The sequence below is a fragment of the Halomonas elongata genome, assembly GCF_029081005.1.
Lineage (GTDB): Bacteria > Pseudomonadota > Gammaproteobacteria > Pseudomonadales > Halomonadaceae > Halomonas > Halomonas elongata_B.
On the sequence record NZ_JAJQTQ010000028.1, the window covers coordinates 1 to 16257 of the forward strand.

Here is a 16257-nt window from a genome sequence, read left to right on the forward strand (position 1 = left end):
AAGTACCGGGAGCGAAACGTGATCGAACGTGGCTTCGGCTGGGTTAAGGAACTACGGCGCATCGCCACCCGATACGACAAGCTCGCCAGTAGCTTTAGTGCCATGGTATGTCTGGCTTGCATAGACCGTTGCCTGCGTGCTGACTTTTCAGACAAAACCTAAGACACTTTATGATCACCTTGAGCTGATTGCTGAGGCATCCAGCTCTGAATCTGACTTCCCACAGGGTTGAATCTTTTCTCGAATCACTAATCACTTTGCTGCCCCTTCCAGATCAGCATAATGAACAGGCATGGGGTCACTCGAGTCCCCATGCCTGTTTAAAGCCATCCAACAATATATACGACGGCCAGCTCCATCTCGCCAAATAAGCCCCTCCCCTCTACTTGGTCAAGTCGTTAGGCTGATCCGTGATTCATGGAAGATCATCCATTAACCAAGTATGTCGGAACACCTCTGCTCCCCCTAGCTTGACAGCACATCTACACTCAGGAGTTATTGTTCGGCTTCGGCTTCGGCTTCGGCTTCGGCTTCGGCTTCGGCTTCAGCCTCTCCCTCGGCTGAGGCAAGCATATAATAGCCGTCCGTTTTCGCTACATCTGAATAAACGCCATACGCTCCTGTGCCAGCCACAACGAGTGCAATCACCGGCACACTATAGGCAATGCCGCGTGATAACTTCTCGAGCAATGAGTGTCGTTTATCATTATCCATCATCATGCCTCCTCGATGACCTCGCCTGCGTACAGCAGAGCCATTCGTTCCATGTTGGATGTCGACGCCAGCGGGCGTCTGGCTGCCTCATGCACGATTGCCCTTGGCCATCAAATACAGCGCCAATAGCAATAGAGTGACCTGGAACATCATTCCGCCCAACGGGTGCTCCGGCGTCGCCATGAAGTGCCATTGCCCCCAATGCTCCATGAAGATGGCCCCCAGCAGGATCGGCACGGTGAACAAAGCGCCAAGCCGCGTAACCAGATCGCCCAGGGGACCGGCGATCCAGCCACCCACCAGTACCAGTAAACCGGCGGCCAGCTCTCCTAGTGCTACAGCTCCTCCGATCACGACAGGGAGATTCATGATCTGGGCAAAACCCTCGATGCCAGTGCCCATGAACTTATCGATGCCGGTATAGAGGAAGACGCTTGCCACCGCCGCCCGCAGCAGCCAGTGCGCCGCGGGTAATGTGGTGGCGGTGTACTGTTGATCGTTGCTGAACTGATTCATGCGCAGATTCTCCTCTCTCGAAAGACAGCCAGTCACAAGTCGGTCTCCTCACTATAGCTGTCCATTCATGCCCTGGACTTGGCAACGATGTTGTCGAACCTTGGGAGTGAAGCCCTCTTGAGCACTTACCAGGACTTCTTCCCCCATACGGCCAGCTTACGGCCTATAGGGTTTGGTCGCTCACCGATGAGGATCCTTACACGGCTTCATCACTACTCCGCAACGCGTGCCCCTTTCATCTCGTCATCTGCATTGTGCTGCCCTAACAAGCCGCAGCGGCCTTCTCCCCCATGCTCACCACCTTCCACAGGAGTTCCTGCTCCCATCGGCGACAGCCCTGCCATGTTTAGCTGTTTCGATCCATAAGCCGACAAATCATGTAAGGAATAGGGCCGACATTCGACTACAGAGAAGACTTGCTGCCTTTGGGAACCCGATGTCCGAACATACTGCATCCGGTACAACAAGCCTCCCCACGGTAGAAGGACTGATGAAGGTCCTGAACGCTCCCGAGGGAGAACTGGGGATACGCAACATGTCCCTCATGGCCGACACAGGCCTGGCCCATCACCATATCTGGCTAGAGAGGGATGATATCGATTGGGTAGCCCGCCTGCCCAAGCAGAGCCAACTCGGGCTTTCCACTCGCGACAACCTTCATCACCAGGCGGCGTGCTTTGCCCGGGCGGCCAAGAGTGGACATACCCCAGAGCTTCAGAAAGTGCTTCCCCCATCGCAGGAACTCCCGCGAGGCGGCTTGTTGGTCAGCGCCATTCATGGACGTCCCGCTCGCCTTCCCGAGGACCTGCCGGCCATTGCCGAGGCGCTGGCAGCCTTACATCGTCTCGATCTCCCCTCGATGGAATCACGCCCACCTATTGCCTCTCCAGCAGATGCTTGGGGGACCATGCGAGAGGAGATAGAGCGCCAAGCCCTATGGCTGTCAGAGGCTGATCTTGACGATGGCGCCTTCCAGCTCATCCAGCAGCTACTCCGGGACCTCCCCGTCCGTCTCCCCGACGAGGTCCGCAGTTTGATCAGTTTTGACGCCCATCCAGGCAATTTCTTGATCACCGACTCAGGGCACGCGGTACTGGTGGATCTAGAAAAATGCCGCTATGGGTTACCAGGTTTCGATTTAGCACATGCCAGCCTCTATACCTCGACTACTTGGGATATTCACCATCAAACCGAGCTCGATATCGACCAGATTGCCGCGTTCTACCGACATTGGCAGCAATGGTTTGGTCGTGCTTGCCACCCCCAGACACTACTCGCCTGCCGCAAAGCCATGTGGCTCTGGTCTCTGACCTGGTGTGCCAAGTGGCAAACCCAGCATGACATGCCCCAAGACAGGGAAGCCCAAGGCGAGGATTGGTCTGCCGAGCTCAGTGCGGACTCGCTCGTAACTCATGTCCGAGATCGGGCCGCACACTATCTCGACCCACAGGTAATCCGACGCATCCGAGATGAATTCCCGACATTACGCGACATCCTGAACCACTGAACCTGCACCACAAGGAATGCCGTTATGCGATCGATCTTCACGCTTGCCACACTGATGGTGGCCACCCTGCTTGCCGGCCCCTCGATGGCCGCCCCGGCACCCGACGACTGGAAGACCGTCCTGTCAGAAGCCCGCGGCCAGACCGTGTACTGGAATGCCTGGGGAGGCGACGTCCGGACCAACGACTACATCGACTGGGTCAATCGGCAAGTGCAAGCGAAATACGGCGTGGACGTCGTTCACGTCAAGGTGGACGATACCGGGGTGGCGGTCTCGCGGGTGCTGGCCGAGCAGACGGCCGGCAACCGCCGGGACGGTAGCGTGGACCTCATCTGGCTCAACGGGGAAAATTTCGCTGCGATGCGCGAGCACGACCTGCTCTTCGGCCCCTTTGCCCGACACCTGCCGAACTTTTCCCTCACTTACCCGGAGCACAACCCCGAGGTGGTGACCGACTTCACACTTCCCACCGACGGATACGAGTCACCTTGGGGAAAGGCACAGATCACCTTCTATTACGATAGCGCCCGGATCGCATCCCCGCCTCGCAGCATCGAGGCGATCCTTGACTGGGCGCGTCACCATCCCGGGCGCTTTACCTATCCTCGGATACCCGACTTCACGGGCAGTACCTTCCTCAAGCAGGCCCTGCTCTCCCTGACCGCGAATCCGGAGCCGCTCTATGCTCCCGTCGAGGAGAGTGACTTCGAGAGCGTGACAGCGCCGCTATGGGACTACCTCGAGGCGTTGCATCCGCACCTGTGGCGCGACGGGCGCCAGTTCCCGGCCAACGGCCCCGCCATGCGCCGCTTGATGGCCGATGGCGAGCTGGATCTGGCCTTCACCTTCAATCCCTCCGAGCCGGCCGCCGCCGTCGACGACTTCGAGCTCCCACCCATGACCCGCAGCTATGTCCTCGATGGCGGCACGCTGGGCAATGTGCACTTCGTGGCCATCCCCGCCAACTCGCCCCACAAGGCAGGCGCCATGGTCGTCGCCAACTTTCTGCTTTCCCCTCGCGCCCAGGCTCACAAGCAGGATATCACCGTCTGGGGGGACAGGACCGTGTTGGATGTCACGCGGCTCGACGACCCGGCCAGGAAAGCCTTCGCCGCGACGTCGGACAATCCAGCGTTGCCACCTCGGGGCGCCTTGCAAACGACGCTCCCCGAACCGCATCCCAGTTGGATGACGGCTCTGCAGGAAGAATGGCGCAAGCGCTATATAAGAGAGTAGGGGCCTGCCCTCGTGATCCTCAGACTCACGCCATCATTCATCATCGTGCTTCTGGTCGGTCCTATCGTGGCAGGCTTGGGAATGGCCGTGCTCCCTGCGTTCGGTTATTTGCCGGCCCTGGGCGGACAGGCATTAAGCCTGACGCCCTGGCAGGACTTGCTGGCCCAGCCGGGACTCGCCCGCTCGGTCATCCTGAGCTTCACCACAGGACTGGTCACCACGGCGGTATCCGTTGTCGTGGTCCTGCTGTTCCTGGCGGGCGTCGCCGGGACTCGCCTGGATCGCTGGATACAGCGCCTGGTTTCGCCCTTGCTCTCGGTACCGCATGCCGCCGCAGCGTTCGGCCTGGCCTTCCTTATCGCCCCATCCGGCCTGATCGCCAGGTTCGTTTCACCGGGCCTGACAGGGTGGGAACGCCCACCGGACTGGCAGATCGTGCAGGATCCCTGGGGCATTTCGCTGATGGCCGGCCTGATTCTCAAGGAATTGCCCTTTCTGCTGCTGATGAGCCTGGCCATGCTGCCCCAGCTCGATCCAGTGCGACGTACCCAGATGGCACGTTCCTTGGGCTATCACCCAACCCTGGCATGGCTCAAGGTCGTCACCCCAGCCCTCTATCCACTGATCCGACTGCCGATTTTCGCGGTTATTGCCTATGCCTCCTCCGTCGTGGACGTGGCCATGATCCTGGGGCCCACAATGCCACCAACGTTGGCGGTCTCGATTCTGAGCTGGTTCCACGATCCCGACTTGTCACGACGCTTCATGGCCTCGGCCGGCGCCTTGTTGCAATTGGGCGTCACCGCCATGGCCCTGCTGACATGGTGGATGCTGGAACGGGGGATCCGATATCTGGGCTATCGCTGGGTCATGAACGGTCATCGACGCCGCGGCGATGCCATGCTGCGCAACACGGGCAAGATCCTGATTCTGCTGGCGACACTCACCGCCTTCATCGGCCTAGGAAGCCTCGCCCTCAACTCGGCAGCAGGTTTCTGGCACTTTCCCGATCTCTTGCCCCAGGGCTTCACGCCTCGGCATTGGCAGCATGCCCTGCCTGAACTGAGCGTTTCGCTCATCACGACGCTCGTGGTCGCCATCATCTCGACACTCGCGGCGCTGATTCTCGTGCTGGCGGCACTGGAGAACGAGCAACGTACCGGTCGTCGCCCTTCCGAGGCTCGTCTTCAGTCAGCCCAAGGCTTACTCTATCTGCCACTGATCGTGCCCCAGATCGCCTTCCTGTTCGGCCTGGCGGTGGTACTGGAATCGCTAGGTATTCGCATCCCCTCGGTGATGGTCGTCTTCGGTCACCTGCTCTTCGTGTTGCCCTATGTCTTTCTAGCACTGTCCGAAGCCTACCGACGCTTCGACCCACGCTGGCTGCACCTCGCCGCTTCGCTGGGCACAAGCCAGAACGCGGCCTTCTGGCGCATACGTTTCCCCATGCTGCTAGGGCCGATCCTGACCGCCATCGCCGTCGGACTGGCCATTAGCATCGGCCTGTACCTACCAACCCAGCTGCTGGGTGCCGGTCGACTCCCCACGGTCACCACCGAGGCGGTAGCACTGGCCGCCGGAGGCAGTCGCCGGATCATCGGCGTCTGGGCACTGACGCAGGCCTGCCTCCCCTTGCTGGGCTTCATCCTTGCCCTGGGCCTACCTCGGTTACTCTGGGCGAGGCGCCAAGGCATGAAAGGAACACTATGACGCATCGACTCACTCTGGAACAGGTACGTCTCTCCCTACAGCACCGAGCGCTGGTCGAACTTGATGCGACCATTGGCCCCGGTGAAGTCCTGACCATCATGGGCCCGTCAGGCTCGGGCAAGTCCTCGCTGCTAGCCTGGGTAGCGGGCTTTCTCAACCCTGTCTTCACGGTCAGCGGGCGAGTGCGACTGGATGGGTGCGACATCACGCGACTCCCCGCCGAGCAGCGCCGCATCGGGCTCTTGTTTCAGGATGCCATGCTCTTCCCGCATCTATCCGTGGAGGGCAATCTGCGCTTCGGCATGCCACGCCATACGCCCGATAAGGCGGCACGCATCCAGACGGCCCTCGAGGAGATCGGACTGCCCGGCTTTGGCGATCGCGACCCGGCCACCCTGTCGGGCGGCCAGCAGGCCCGAGTGGCCTTGATGCGGTTACTGCTTTCCGACCCTTGTGCGGTTTTGCTCGACGAGCCCTTCTCCAAGCTCGATGCTCATCTGCGCCACGAGATGCGCCAACTGGTTTTTGGACATCTGCACAGAGCGAAGCTACCGAGCCTGCTGGTGACCCATGATCGGGAGGATGCTGCCGATGCTGCTGGCCGTGTGATCGAACTAACGAATTGAACACTTCGCGGCTATCGTCGCTGACGACCTTTGCCAGTGCAGCGTATGAGCGTCAAACCCATGGACCAGCTTCGGCTTGATGATGGCAAAATACGGTGAGATATCGAAGTCCTTGGGCGTGAACAGCGAATAGTGACGGCGACGCCAGAGCGTTCCCGCCGGTGTTTGCCCTACGGGTAATGGCAGAATCGGGTAGTTCACCGCCTGGAATGCTTGAGCAATCAAGGTGGAACAGATCGCGCGCGTGGGATCCCCACTGCCGAGACCAAGCATGTAACGTCGCCACCCAGAGGGCACCGGGGGAAGCGGCAACAGATAACGCGCCAGGTCGAAGAGGTTACGAAGATCATAGCGTTGACCGACCCGCTGACACACATACTCGACCAGTTGCTCTATCTCTCCCGGCCTTAACCCCACCGGGCGGCAGATACGTACCGCATCTCTGGCATATGTCTCGGTACCCACGAGCCTGACACCCTCGGAAAGATCCGCCTCGACGAAACATTCCCCCCGTGTTACCCCAAACCGTTGCCGGCAGGCAGCCTCGCCGACGTAGAGCGCCGCATGTGACCACGTTGACTGGGTAAGGTACTTAATCACCGTGCTGATCCGCGAGGATCCATCCACCAGCAGTACATCACCCGGCATCAGGCAAGCTTGTACATCCCCTTCATCCGGTAGTCTCTCCCGCAGCCATGGCCTCGGGCAGGACAGCCAGCAGCTCAAAACATATCCACAACCGTGCAGGCTCATCATGGCGCACTCCATCATCCGGAACGAACGGTCCTACCGGTCGCAAAGGCATCTCTCTATATATTTTTGTCCTCGGCGAGGTGCCCTTCCTTACGCCTCTTCCCATATTTTCTGTGTGAGGCATGGGTTGGCTGTAAGGATTCGGGAGCATCCACGACCAAGGGTGAGGCGGCTGTCAGAAAGAAGCAGGGCGACCTTGCTTTCAGCCCCTTTTATCTAACTGGCAAAAGAGAGGGACCTATGAGAATCATGAGCCTCAAGTCTGCAACGACAATCCTTGCCCTACTGGCAGGCTTGTTCATGTCCACTTGGACGTTGGCCCTGGAAAAGGAACCTTTTACCAAGGAACGCTTCGATAAATTGCAGGAGCAAGGCTCCACCATTCTTGTAGATGTCAGTGCTACATGGTGCCCTACCTGTCAGCGACAGCATGAGATACTGGATAAATACAGAGAAGAAAATCCAAATTCGGGCATTACCATGCTGACCGTGGACTTTGACAATCAAAAAGAGTGGGTCAAGCACTTCAAGGCACCTCGTCAATCCACGCTCATCCTGTACAAGGGGACGAACCAAGTCTGGTTCTCGGTTGCGGAAACTCGCCAGGAGAAGATCTTCGAAGCGCTCGATAACGTGAAGGTGGAAGAAGGATGACCTTGGAGCTAACAGTCCTTCCATTGGCGCTATTAGCAGGGATACTGAGTGTCCTTTCCCCTTGCGTATGGCCTCTTGTGCCTGTTGTGATGGGTTCTGCCGTCAGTAGCGGTCGATTTGGCCCATATGCCCTCGCGCTTGGTCTGAGCCTTTCCTTCGCTCTGGCGGGAACCCTGCTCAGCTTTATTCTTGTCAGCCTGGGCCTGGATCCTGAGCTGTTCCGATATTTCGCCGCTGTGCTGCTGCTTGCAGTGTCATTGCCACTAATTATCAAGTCCCTGGGCGAGTGGCTGTCACTAAAACTCTCAACCCTCACCTCTCGCTTTGATATCAACATGAGTGGAGAAGGTGGCTGGAAAGGCCAGCTAGGTATTGGTTTACTTCTGGGACTGGTGTGGTTGCCCTGTGTTGGCCCAACACTGGGAGCTGCCATTGCGCTTGCCTCGATGGGGCAGGACATGGTGACGTCATTCCTGGTCATGCTGTCCTTCGGTCTGGGGACAGGGAGTATCTTGCTGATCTCGGGACTACTATCAAGCAAGGCATTGTCAAAGTGGCGGCCACAGATGATGCAGCGTGCAGGACAAGGCAAGGTATTTCTGGGATGGATGCTGTTGTTCCTTGGTTTTTTTGTACTAACAGGAATTGACAAGCTTCTTGAGGCCTGGGCACTGACATGGCTGCCGGACTGGGCAATCACCCTCTGAAGCCTCTCAAGGACGGGAGTGTCACAGGCACTCCCTTCTTTCAATCTTAGCCGGCGTTGACCCACTGAGCTCGAGCCTTGCCCGCCACACCAGTGGCAGATCCTCCAGACATTCTTGCCCACATTTTTTTTGTAGGACACTGTAAGGTTCCAGGGTACGGCACGACACAATGGGTATCAGCCATGGATCTTACAACCCATCATGCCCAACTGCTCTCCTGTCAGCCTCATCATTCCGGTGCTCGACGAAGCCAGCACGATCGACACCTTGTTGGACTCCCTGACACAGCAAGGTGCACGGGATGTCGTGATCGTGGACGGTGGCAGCCGAGATGCTACGCGAGTCAAGGCGCAGCAATGGGGCGTCAGAGTACTCTCGAGCGCCCCAGGCCGGGCTCAACAGATGAATCATGGTGCCCGACAGTCAGCAGGAGATTATTTGCTCTTCCTGCATGCCGATACGCGATTGCCAAATGACGCGCTTGCATCGATTCATACAGCTCTCACCTCTGGACGGTACTGGGGCCGCTTCGATGTCCGTATCGATGGCCAGCACCCGCTCCTGCCAGTGATTGCCACTGCCATGAATCGACGTTCTCGCCTCACTGGCATCGCCACTGGCGATCAGGGAATCTTCATGATACGTGAGGTCTTCGAGAAAGTCGGTGGATTTCCGGAACAACCGCTACTGGAAGACATCGAGATGTCAAAACGGTTGAGACAACTAAGTCGTCCTGCCTGTCTGAAGAAACGCGTCGTCACAAGCGGTCGCCGCTGGGAACGCAATGGCGTCTGGTCCACGGTCTGGCTGATGTGGAGGCTTCGCTATCGCTACTGGCGGGGCGTCCCAGCGGAACGACTGGCGACTGCATATTCTCATGTCCGCTGACATCCCTCTTGGCGACTTTCCACTCGCCATCCTGGCCAAGGCCCCAATACCTGGAAAGGCCAAGACACGACTGATTCCCAGTCTCGGTGCACGAGGCGCCGCTGAGTTCCATGAAGATCTGGTTCGCCACACGCTGACGGTCGCTTGTGGCGCTACCCCTTCCCATCGCATCACGCTTTGGACGGCCCTGGCTCCTTTTCATCCTCTATTTCTTGAGCTCGCCCATGAGCACGACATTGCACTGAGCCCTCAGCCCCCTGGCGACCTAGGGATACGTATCTACCAAGCCCTCTCCCGGCTGCCCGGACCGGGACTCTTGATCGGCACCGACTGTCCCACACTGACGCCAGCACTTTTGCTACGCTGCTACCATGCCTTGGCCAATGCCGACGCGGTCTTCCTGCCAGCCGAGGATGGAGGTTATGGTCTCGTGGGCGTTCAATCCCCCGACATTCGACTATTTCACGATGTACCCTGGGGAACCAGTCGAGTAATGGGCACTACACGCGAACGCGCCGCAGCGCTCGGATGGCGCATTGCCTGTCCTGCCACAGTATGGGATATCGACCGCCCCGAGGATCTCTCCCGATGGGCAAGCCAATGCACTGAACGGCAACCGACGCATCATGAGGGGAAAAACATCGCCTTTAGAAAAAGACCATAGTGACGGAAAGACCTGTCCTCAGGTTACGGAATAGTATCTGTCCCTGGAGGATGATCCACTGTCTCATAACAAGACGCGATATCATGCCTCCTTTTATCTATAGGGAACGCTTATATGTCTCAAGACTCGACTCTCAAGGCCGGAGAGCCTTCGGAGCCACTGACGCGAACGGAACGCCTCACAGCCTTGAGACCCCGTCTCATATCCTTTTCCCGTCTTCACCTTCGAGACAATGCGCTGGCCGAGGATACCGTTCAAGAGGCCCTGATGACGGCCCTCGAAAAAAGTGAGAGCTTTGCCGGTCTTTCAGGGTATGAAACCTGGGTCTTTGGCATCCTTAAATACAAGATACTCGACGCACTACGCGAGCAGAAACGCCGTGGCACCTGGCAACCCTTGGAGACAGAGGGCGATGACGAGTCAATCGATAGACTCTTCCAGCAGAATGGCAGATGGCAGGAGACCGCACGGCCAGCATCATGGGGAGAACCTGACACCCTGTTCGAAAATGAACGCTTCTGGCAAGTCTTCGATGCATGCATGATTAGCCTGCCTGACAATATCGCCCGCGTTTTCTCGCTGCGCGAGCTCATGGGGCTGTCTACTGAGCAGATCTGCCAGGAAGTCGGCATCAAGGAAAACAATTGCTGGGTCATCCTCCATCGAGCTCGCCTGCGCCTTCGCTCATGCCTGGAAAAGGGCTGGCTAGAGGAGAACAACTCATGATGATGTGCCGAGAGGCAACTCGCCTCATGTCCCTGAAACAAGATCGTCGCCTTACGTTGTCAGAGCGTCTGTCGCTTCGTATCCATCTGATGATGTGCGATCCCTGCCGACAGTGCCACCATCAGTTCGCCTTGATGCATCAGCTCGGTGAACGTTTCGAGGCAGCGCTGGAACGACCACCTGAAACCACTCGAGGTAGCGAGCGGGACAGCCATGACTAGATAACTGACAGCATACTGTAAGGTCCTCCATCTCGATACGACAAAGTATCTCCTCCCTTCGAATCGAGACTATCCATGTGAGGACCCTTGATGTTCCTACGCCGCAGCTGCAAAGCCGCCACACGCCTGATGTCACTGAAACTCGAGCGTCGTCTGATGTTTAGTGAGCGACTCTTGCTTCGCTTACATCTTCTAGTGTGCGCCCCATGCCGTCAATGTGATCGTCAGTTCACCCTGATGCACCAAATGAGTCAACATTACGTTAGGCGGAAAATCCAGCCTCCTCGCTTTGAACCGGATGATGACGACAATGACCTACCCCACTGATCATGCTCCTTACATATTTACAAGCTGTAATTTCCGCAATAGTTCAAGAGAACCAGAATCGCTCATAATGCATGGTCCATATGGAGACTCATCATGATACCTTCATTATCAAGGATGGCGGTTTTGCTACTGACCAGTGGCTTTACCGTAACGGCCTCGGGAAATCCACATTTTAGTGCTGACGAGATCATGACATGGTCCTCCCGTAGCTTCAGCGGGGAAACCGACTATCAACTCATTGAGCAGAATGGATACAAAGTCCTTCAAGCACAATCTAGAGGTAACGCCTCGGCCCTATACCTGGAACAGGAAATCAACCTGACCAATACCCCCTATATCCAGTGGTGCTGGAAAGTCAGTAACGTGTACCCAGGACTTGATGAAACAACAAAACAAGGTGACGACTATCCCGCCCGCGTTTATGTCGCCAGGAAAACAGGGCTATTACCTTGGCAAATCGAGTCAGTGAACTACGTATGGGCCTCCAGCCAGCCCATAGGGGCAGACTGGATCAACGCTTTTACCGATCGCGCCCACCTTCTCGCCCTGCAAAGTGGTGGGAGTAAAGTCGGCGAGTGGGTTGCCGAAGCACATGACGTCAGTGCAGACTATGCCAAATTGTTTGGCAAGAAAGTTGACCATATCGATGGAGTGGCTTTAATGAGTGATGGTGACAATGCCAGCGTCAATGCCACAGCCTGGTTCACACATATTGCCTTCTCTTCCAGTGCTTCACTACCCGAGTGTCCTTCTTCGTAAAAGGTGGCTTGCCCGCTCAGGCTGGATAGCCTGAATGACGCTGGCTACAAGCCACTCTCATCGATACCGGAAACGTCTCCAGGCACAATCGTTTACTCCGTCTCCGAGACAGCCCGCTCTGCAATCGCGGAGAAAATCGCATCCAGCTCCTGGCCAATCTTCTCAATGGCGCCTTCCTCTGTTGCCGCTTCGTAAGGGGAAAGCACGTAACTCGGCTCCTTCCAGGAAAGCGTCGCACTACCATCCTTGTTCTCAGTGACATAGAAGCGCATCGGCGCCTCGATCATGGCAGGTACGCTGAATCGCAACAGTCGCACTGCATAATCATTGCGAAAGACACCGACCACACGGTTCCCCGGAATCGTCACATCACGTTGAGCCGCTGCTTCTGTAGGGCCAGCCTCGGTGACGACAGCCATTCCTTCAGCATCAACCGCCTCCTTGAGGGATGTCAGTAATGCCTCATAACCCAGGGACGTATGCGTCACTTCCCAGCCTTCTTTCGGCCAATGTGTATCGGCCGCCACGGGAGACGTCAGTACCACAACCAGTCCAAAGGCCATGCAACGCTGTATCCATTTCATGCTATCTCACTCCTCTTATCCGCTTGGGGGCGTGCCGACTGCTCCCAGTGCCTCAGTGTCGAAGGGTGTACCCCGAACGTGGCGGGTAGGCCGATATCCAGTGACTCTGCCAATAGCCCCAGGATGGCCATGTGATGGATCGTATGGCTGGTCAGGAACGCGAGTTCGCGCGCCAGGCTGCTGGCCAATACCTGGCAATCACTGCCGTCAACAGGATAGTCGATGCTCAGTTCCTCTGACGGTGGCGCCCCACCCAGTCGGGCCAGGCACATATCGATATCCTCCAGACGCGCGCGTGCCTCAGCAGGCCACTGCTCTAATGTCACCTCACGACGCCTCCGCTCATAGTCGACACGTCCTCCCATGGCCCCACTCAACAACGCGTCATAATGATCGATGATATGGCGCAGATGCCGACCAATACTGTGGCGTCCACCACTTCCCAGGGAGCAGCAATAGTCGGTGGGTGTCAGGTCTTCGATGAATTCGCGTAGTTGCGACAACGCCAGCCGGTTCTCCACGACCAAGCCAGCCAGTGGCGCCATGGGCCTGTCATCGTCTTGCATCATGGTGAGTCCCCTTCTCGGTCAGGGTCGTGCACACAGCAGAATAAGAGACAGCGGGCCAGCATTCGCTCGACCCGCTGCTGGGTCGTGCCACGTTTCTTACTCTTCTGCTTCTGCCTCAGCTTCTGCTTCAGCCTCTCCCTCAGCCTCAGCTTCACCTTCGGCTTCAGCCTCTCCCTCAGCTTCAGCCTCGCCTTCAGCTTCGGCTTCTGCCTCGGCTTTCTCACTTTGGGCTTCGGCAAGCATCAAGGGCGCCTCCTGTCCGCTGGAATACATCGACTCCCCGGGCGTCTCGCTGGCCACGGCCTGCACGGCCGCACCGCTAGCCACCAGCACCAGCGCCGGGGCCGTGTAACCCAGTTGACGACTGAGGCGACTCAGCAGGCTGCGTCGATTCTCGTTTTGTTGTGTCATGGGTTGCTCCTTTCCACTCTATTGGCATGAACGGCATGCCCTCGCATGCCGAGTGCAGTGGCGCCCTTCCACCGGGCGGCGCCTGTACGGACGGCTCATAGTCGAGCATCCGTACTCTGCTCGGAGGGAGTTGCTGTCATCCCCTCATTCAGGGCAGGGCGGGCAGCCCTCCCGTTTTCGACACGGCGTGTTGATAGTGACTCGAGCCAATCGCTCAGGCTCTCAAGCGAGCTTTCTCCTGCCAGGCGATAACAAGGTACAGCAGTCAGCCAAGCGGCCAATGCCTGCACACCCGTCCCATCCAAGGGGCTTTCATCATGCGTGCACAGCCGTGGCAACAAGGTGGTCAGAACGTCGAGACTTGACAGTAGGGAGGTTGGCTCGTTGGTCGTTTCATCCTCGATCACCAACAATCCACGCAGCGTGACCGCCGCGAGGCAGGAGGTCGACTCGGTCTCGATGTTGTTGGGAATAGGCAGTGCCAAGGGCTCGACCTGGCCTGGCATCGACAACACCAGGCGAGCACCCCGGCAAGAGGGTGCCCCGACCACGCCATGCAGCGCACGCAGTACGTCGTCGCCATATTTCTCCTCAGAAAACAGGCAGAGGACTCCCTCTCCCGCACCAGTCATCAACACATCGACATCCACCGATGGGCGGCCGACCTCAGCCGCCTGGCGCAACAAATAGGAAATCAGCGCCGGCATTACCTGGTCGAGGGTTAGCCGGGTGGCGACCAGTGCCTGGTCGGTTGCCAAGGCATACCCGCCGTGCGGCTCGCTCAGTACCGACAGGCGTTGCCCCCTCCCCGGTTCATCACCTTCAAGCGGCGACAGATACGCCGCCCAGTCCGCTGACAGTCGCTCCATGGCGGCATCGCTTCCGGCCTCCAGGATCCAATGCTTGCCATCAATGTCGAGCCGCATGGCGCTACCAGACTGGTGAAGAGGCATCGAGGTTGATGTCGTAGGCACTTCCTCAGCAGCGGGAGGGATTGAATCGGCCCCGCAGGCCTGGCAGAGAAGCCCCGCTTGACACCATTCCTCCAGCGTCGTCCACACGTCGCGTCGCACCGTCGAGTCGTCGGGAACCTCTTCCCCCCGAAAGGCCTGTACCAGGGTGTCGGCGATGGCATCCAGGTCCAGCCCCTCGGTCGCCAGCAGCCAGATCATGGCGGCCGTCTCGTTGGGTCGGTAGATGTCGCCCGTATCCGTGGCATAAAGGGCCAGTTGGTCACCTTCGACCAGTTCCGCCACACGTCGACGCTTCAGCGTCGGCTTGTCGATAGGCCGCCCTGCCATGCCCTCGGCCAGTTGAAAGTCGGCCGGGCTTGGCAGGGCAAAGAACGGCAGGTAGCGTTCCGGCTCTCGCGAAGGCCACAAGGGCGTGAAAAGACCGGCCCGGGATTGTTCGGCTTGCACGTCGGCCAGCACGGATTCGACATCAGCCGATACGGTCTCGTGGCTTCCGGGAATATCGACCAATGAGATCAGGTCACGGACCAAGTCTCCCTTCACGGCTGCCTCAATACGCCCGCCATTGTCCGGCGCCGCGCAGATGCCCAACGACGGGCTGAGGTTGCACTCCAGGATCCAGGGCTTGAGCGTATCGTCCACCAGACAGTCCAGCCCCAGTAGCTCATAGCAGCCCCGAGGATCCCCCCCGACTCTGGCAGTCTGCCGGCGCATGGCACCGACGGCCGACAGCACGGTCAGTGTCACGAGGTCCTCTATCCGGGAAAAGAGCGCCGTATCGTCATGCCCCTGCTCCCGTAACCCGGCTCGATAGCGCTCCAGGTCGATGAACTCCACCGGCACTTCTGCTCGGTCGTTCAGCGCATTGATGTCCGGGTTGGTCAACTGACTGAAGGGGTTGTCCGCATCCTCGGGATCCCAGGGTTCGGAGGCCAGCTTGGCAAAGCCCTGTCGATAGAGATAGACGCGCAAAGGCTCCAGACCAGCAATCAGGACATAAAGCCTGAGCACATACTTATGCCCGCGTATCGTGTGAGGGTGGTCCAGGTACTCCTGCACCAGCCAGTTCGGGGCCAGGGGGACATCGGTTGCCTCGCGCAGCACCCTTATTCCCTTGCCCTTGGACGCGTTGGTGGGCTTGAGGATCCAGCGCCCACCGCTCTCTGCCGCCGCGTCTTGCAACGCATGATAGTCGCGTGGCATCGAGTAGGAGCGAGGAAAGAAATCCAGGCGCTGAACGTCGCCACCGCTCTCCCGTATGCGTTCTCGCAGAGCCATCAGGCCATCGGCCAGCCGACTCTTCACCGTCAGCGCCGCATTCCCCGGAATATGATTCAACTTTCGCCGCGGGGACGCCCGGCGAAACTGCGCGGCCCCAGGCATCCCCGTCACCCAACCGGCATCCCAATGCTGCTCGTCACCTTGCTCCCAGCCCAGCGATTCCAGGGCTTCGCGAAAGAACGTGTCTTGTTCAGCCTCGCGCTTTCCGCCGAGCCAGAAGCGTCGTATCGAAGTAGTCTGCTCTGTCATCCTGCCCCTCACCGCTCGAGATTATCGTTGTAGAGAACCGGCGCCTGTAGATTCAGTCGTCCGATACCGCGCTTCCTTACACTAGCGATAGCATCCAATGCAGAAATTGTCGTCGACTTGATTTCTGGACCAGTCGATCCTAAATTGTCAGGCATGACACGCGGACGCCCACTCGCTTTCA

Annotated in this window: 20 protein-coding genes; 13 read left to right on the forward strand and 7 right to left on the reverse strand. The window is 58.3% G+C overall.

Annotated features, from left to right (window positions below):
- Positions 1–162: transposase (locus tag LU493_RS16280; protein WP_275288381.1), on the forward strand; the 162-nt coding region annotated here is incomplete at its 5' end.
- A 333-nt stretch (positions 163–495) separates the two neighbouring features.
- Here LU493_RS16280 and LU493_RS16285 read toward each other — a convergent pair.
- Together LU493_RS16285 and LU493_RS16290 are read right to left on the reverse strand one after the other, a co-directional pair.
- Positions 496–720, reverse strand: a complete 225-nt coding sequence (locus LU493_RS16285; RefSeq protein WP_275288857.1) for a hypothetical protein — start codon at positions 718–720, stop codon at positions 496–498.
- 81 nt (positions 721–801) lie between these two features.
- The gene (locus LU493_RS16290) at positions 802–1230 is read right to left on the reverse strand and encodes a DoxX family protein (protein WP_275288858.1); all 429 of its coding nucleotides are present in this window, start codon (positions 1228–1230) and stop codon (positions 802–804) included.
- A 436-nt stretch (positions 1231–1666) separates the two neighbouring features.
- On the opposite strand from LU493_RS16290, the gene LU493_RS16295 reads away from it, so the two are divergent.
- From LU493_RS16295 to LU493_RS16310, 4 genes are all read left to right on the forward strand, one after another.
- Entirely contained in the window at positions 1667–2737 is a 1071-nt protein-coding gene (locus tag LU493_RS16295) for an aminoglycoside phosphotransferase family protein (RefSeq protein WP_275288859.1), read from the forward strand.
- 24 nt (positions 2738–2761) lie between these two features.
- Positions 2762–3973: an ABC transporter substrate-binding protein gene (locus tag LU493_RS16300; RefSeq protein ID WP_275288860.1), complete on the forward strand. Its 1212-nt coding sequence runs from the start codon at positions 2762–2764 to the stop codon at positions 3971–3973.
- An 81-nt stretch (positions 3974–4054) separates the two neighbouring features.
- The gene (locus LU493_RS16305; RefSeq protein WP_275288861.1) at positions 4055–5683 is read left to right on the forward strand and encodes an ABC transporter permease; all 1629 of its coding nucleotides are present in this window, start codon (positions 4055–4057) and stop codon (positions 5681–5683) included.
- The gene (locus tag LU493_RS16310) at positions 5680–6309 is read left to right on the forward strand and encodes an ATP-binding cassette domain-containing protein (RefSeq protein ID WP_275288862.1); all 630 of its coding nucleotides are present in this window, start codon (positions 5680–5682) and stop codon (positions 6307–6309) included. The genes LU493_RS16305 and LU493_RS16310 overlap by 4 nt, the downstream gene beginning before the upstream one ends.
- Here the strand turns inward: LU493_RS16310 and LU493_RS16315 are convergent.
- Positions 6298–7065 (reverse strand): YiiX/YebB-like N1pC/P60 family cysteine hydrolase, encoded by a 768-nt coding sequence (locus LU493_RS16315; RefSeq protein ID WP_275288863.1) that lies wholly within the window; start codon positions 7063–7065, stop codon positions 6298–6300. The genes LU493_RS16310 and LU493_RS16315 overlap by 12 nt on opposite strands.
- 246 nt (positions 7066–7311) lie before the next feature.
- Between LU493_RS16315 and LU493_RS16320 the strand changes: the two genes are divergently transcribed.
- The 8 genes from LU493_RS16320 (at position 7312) to LU493_RS16350 (ending at position 12008) form a co-directional block, all read left to right on the forward strand.
- Positions 7312–7716 carry a thioredoxin family protein gene (locus LU493_RS16320; RefSeq protein ID WP_275288864.1) on the forward strand — a complete coding sequence of 135 codons (405 nt, stop codon included), beginning with the start codon at positions 7312–7314 and terminating at the stop codon, positions 7714–7716.
- On the forward strand, positions 7713–8423 hold the full coding sequence (locus LU493_RS16325) for a cytochrome c biogenesis CcdA family protein (RefSeq protein ID WP_275288865.1): 711 nt from the start codon (positions 7713–7715) through the stop codon (positions 8421–8423). Before LU493_RS16320 ends, LU493_RS16325 begins: the two co-directional genes overlap by 4 nt.
- Before the next feature lie 201 nt (positions 8424–8624).
- Positions 8625–9311, forward strand: a complete 687-nt coding sequence (locus LU493_RS16330) for a TIGR04283 family arsenosugar biosynthesis glycosyltransferase (RefSeq protein ID WP_275288866.1) — start codon at positions 8625–8627, stop codon at positions 9309–9311.
- On the forward strand, positions 9301–9975 hold the full coding sequence (locus tag LU493_RS16335) for a TIGR04282 family arsenosugar biosynthesis glycosyltransferase (RefSeq protein WP_275288867.1): 675 nt from the start codon (positions 9301–9303) through the stop codon (positions 9973–9975). Before LU493_RS16330 ends, LU493_RS16335 begins: the two co-directional genes overlap by 11 nt.
- A gap of 114 nt (positions 9976–10089) precedes the next feature.
- Positions 10090–10701 carry a sigma-70 family RNA polymerase sigma factor gene (locus tag LU493_RS16340; RefSeq protein WP_275288868.1) on the forward strand — a complete coding sequence of 204 codons (612 nt, stop codon included), beginning with the start codon at positions 10090–10092 and terminating at the stop codon, positions 10699–10701.
- A 2-nt stretch (positions 10702–10703) separates the two neighbouring features.
- Positions 10704–10922 carry a zf-HC2 domain-containing protein gene (locus LU493_RS16345; RefSeq protein ID WP_275288907.1) on the forward strand — a complete coding sequence of 73 codons (219 nt, stop codon included), beginning with the start codon at positions 10704–10706 and terminating at the stop codon, positions 10920–10922.
- Positions 10923–11012: 90 nt separating this feature from the next.
- A complete protein-coding gene (locus tag LU493_RS19980) occupies positions 11013–11249 on the forward strand; it encodes a zf-HC2 domain-containing protein (RefSeq protein ID WP_343076097.1) in 237 nt (78 codons plus the stop codon).
- Positions 11250–11342: 93 nt separating this feature from the next.
- On the forward strand, positions 11343–12008 hold the full coding sequence (locus tag LU493_RS16350; RefSeq protein WP_275288869.1) for a DUF3047 domain-containing protein: 666 nt from the start codon (positions 11343–11345) through the stop codon (positions 12006–12008).
- 92 nt (positions 12009–12100) lie between these two features.
- Here LU493_RS16350 and LU493_RS16355 read toward each other — a convergent pair whose 3' ends face one another.
- The 4 genes from LU493_RS16355 to LU493_RS16370 form a co-directional block, all read right to left on the reverse strand.
- On the reverse strand, positions 12101–12592 hold the full coding sequence (locus LU493_RS16355; protein ID WP_275288870.1) for a DUF302 domain-containing protein: 492 nt from the start codon (positions 12590–12592) through the stop codon (positions 12101–12103).
- Positions 12589–13161 carry a DinB family protein gene (locus LU493_RS16360; protein WP_275288871.1) on the reverse strand — a complete coding sequence of 191 codons (573 nt, stop codon included), beginning with the start codon at positions 13159–13161 and terminating at the stop codon, positions 12589–12591. The genes LU493_RS16355 and LU493_RS16360 overlap by 4 nt, the downstream gene beginning before the upstream one ends.
- Before the next feature lie 96 nt (positions 13162–13257).
- Positions 13258–13572, reverse strand: coding sequence for a hypothetical protein (locus tag LU493_RS16365; protein ID WP_275288872.1), 315 nt, complete (start codon positions 13570–13572; stop codon positions 13258–13260).
- A gap of 95 nt (positions 13573–13667) precedes the next feature.
- On the reverse strand, positions 13668–16076 hold the full coding sequence (locus LU493_RS16370) for a PqqD family peptide modification chaperone (RefSeq protein WP_343076098.1): 2409 nt from the start codon (positions 16074–16076) through the stop codon (positions 13668–13670).
- Positions 16077–16257 lie beyond the last annotated feature (181 nt).

Coding starts and splice junctions, on each gene's coding strand:
- LU493_RS16285 (WP_275288857.1), bottom strand. CDS start 720: ATGATGATGGATAATGATAAACGACACTCATTGCTCGAGAAGTTATCA.
- LU493_RS16290 (WP_275288858.1), bottom strand. CDS start 1,230: ATGAATCAGTTCAGCAACGATCAACAGTACACCGCCACCACATTACCC.
- LU493_RS16295 (WP_275288859.1), top strand. CDS start 1,667: ATGTCCGAACATACTGCATCCGGTACAACAAGCCTCCCCACGGTAGAA.
- LU493_RS16300 (WP_275288860.1), top strand. CDS start 2,762: ATGCGATCGATCTTCACGCTTGCCACACTGATGGTGGCCACCCTGCTT.
- LU493_RS16305 (WP_275288861.1), top strand. CDS start 4,055: ATGGCCGTGCTCCCTGCGTTCGGTTATTTGCCGGCCCTGGGCGGACAG.
- LU493_RS16310 (WP_275288862.1), top strand. CDS start 5,680: ATGACGCATCGACTCACTCTGGAACAGGTACGTCTCTCCCTACAGCAC.
- LU493_RS16315 (WP_275288863.1), bottom strand. CDS start 7,065: ATGATGAGCCTGCACGGTTGTGGATATGTTTTGAGCTGCTGGCTGTCC.
- LU493_RS16320 (WP_275288864.1), top strand. CDS start 7,312: ATGAGCCTCAAGTCTGCAACGACAATCCTTGCCCTACTGGCAGGCTTG.
- LU493_RS16325 (WP_275288865.1), top strand. CDS start 7,713: ATGACCTTGGAGCTAACAGTCCTTCCATTGGCGCTATTAGCAGGGATA.
- LU493_RS16330 (WP_275288866.1), top strand. CDS start 8,625: ATGCCCAACTGCTCTCCTGTCAGCCTCATCATTCCGGTGCTCGACGAA.
- LU493_RS16335 (WP_275288867.1), top strand. CDS start 9,301: ATGTCCGCTGACATCCCTCTTGGCGACTTTCCACTCGCCATCCTGGCC.
- LU493_RS16340 (WP_275288868.1), top strand. CDS start 10,090: ATGTCTCAAGACTCGACTCTCAAGGCCGGAGAGCCTTCGGAGCCACTG.
- LU493_RS16345 (WP_275288907.1), top strand. CDS start 10,704: ATGTGCCGAGAGGCAACTCGCCTCATGTCCCTGAAACAAGATCGTCGC.
- LU493_RS19980 (WP_343076097.1), top strand. CDS start 11,013: ATGTTCCTACGCCGCAGCTGCAAAGCCGCCACACGCCTGATGTCACTG.
- LU493_RS16350 (WP_275288869.1), top strand. CDS start 11,343: ATGATACCTTCATTATCAAGGATGGCGGTTTTGCTACTGACCAGTGGC.
- LU493_RS16355 (WP_275288870.1), bottom strand. CDS start 12,592: ATGAAATGGATACAGCGTTGCATGGCCTTTGGACTGGTTGTGGTACTG.
- LU493_RS16360 (WP_275288871.1), bottom strand. CDS start 13,161: ATGATGCAAGACGATGACAGGCCCATGGCGCCACTGGCTGGCTTGGTC.
- LU493_RS16365 (WP_275288872.1), bottom strand. CDS start 13,572: ATGACACAACAAAACGAGAATCGACGCAGCCTGCTGAGTCGCCTCAGT.
- LU493_RS16370 (WP_343076098.1), bottom strand. CDS start 16,076: ATGACAGAGCAGACTACTTCGATACGACGCTTCTGGCTCGGCGGAAAG.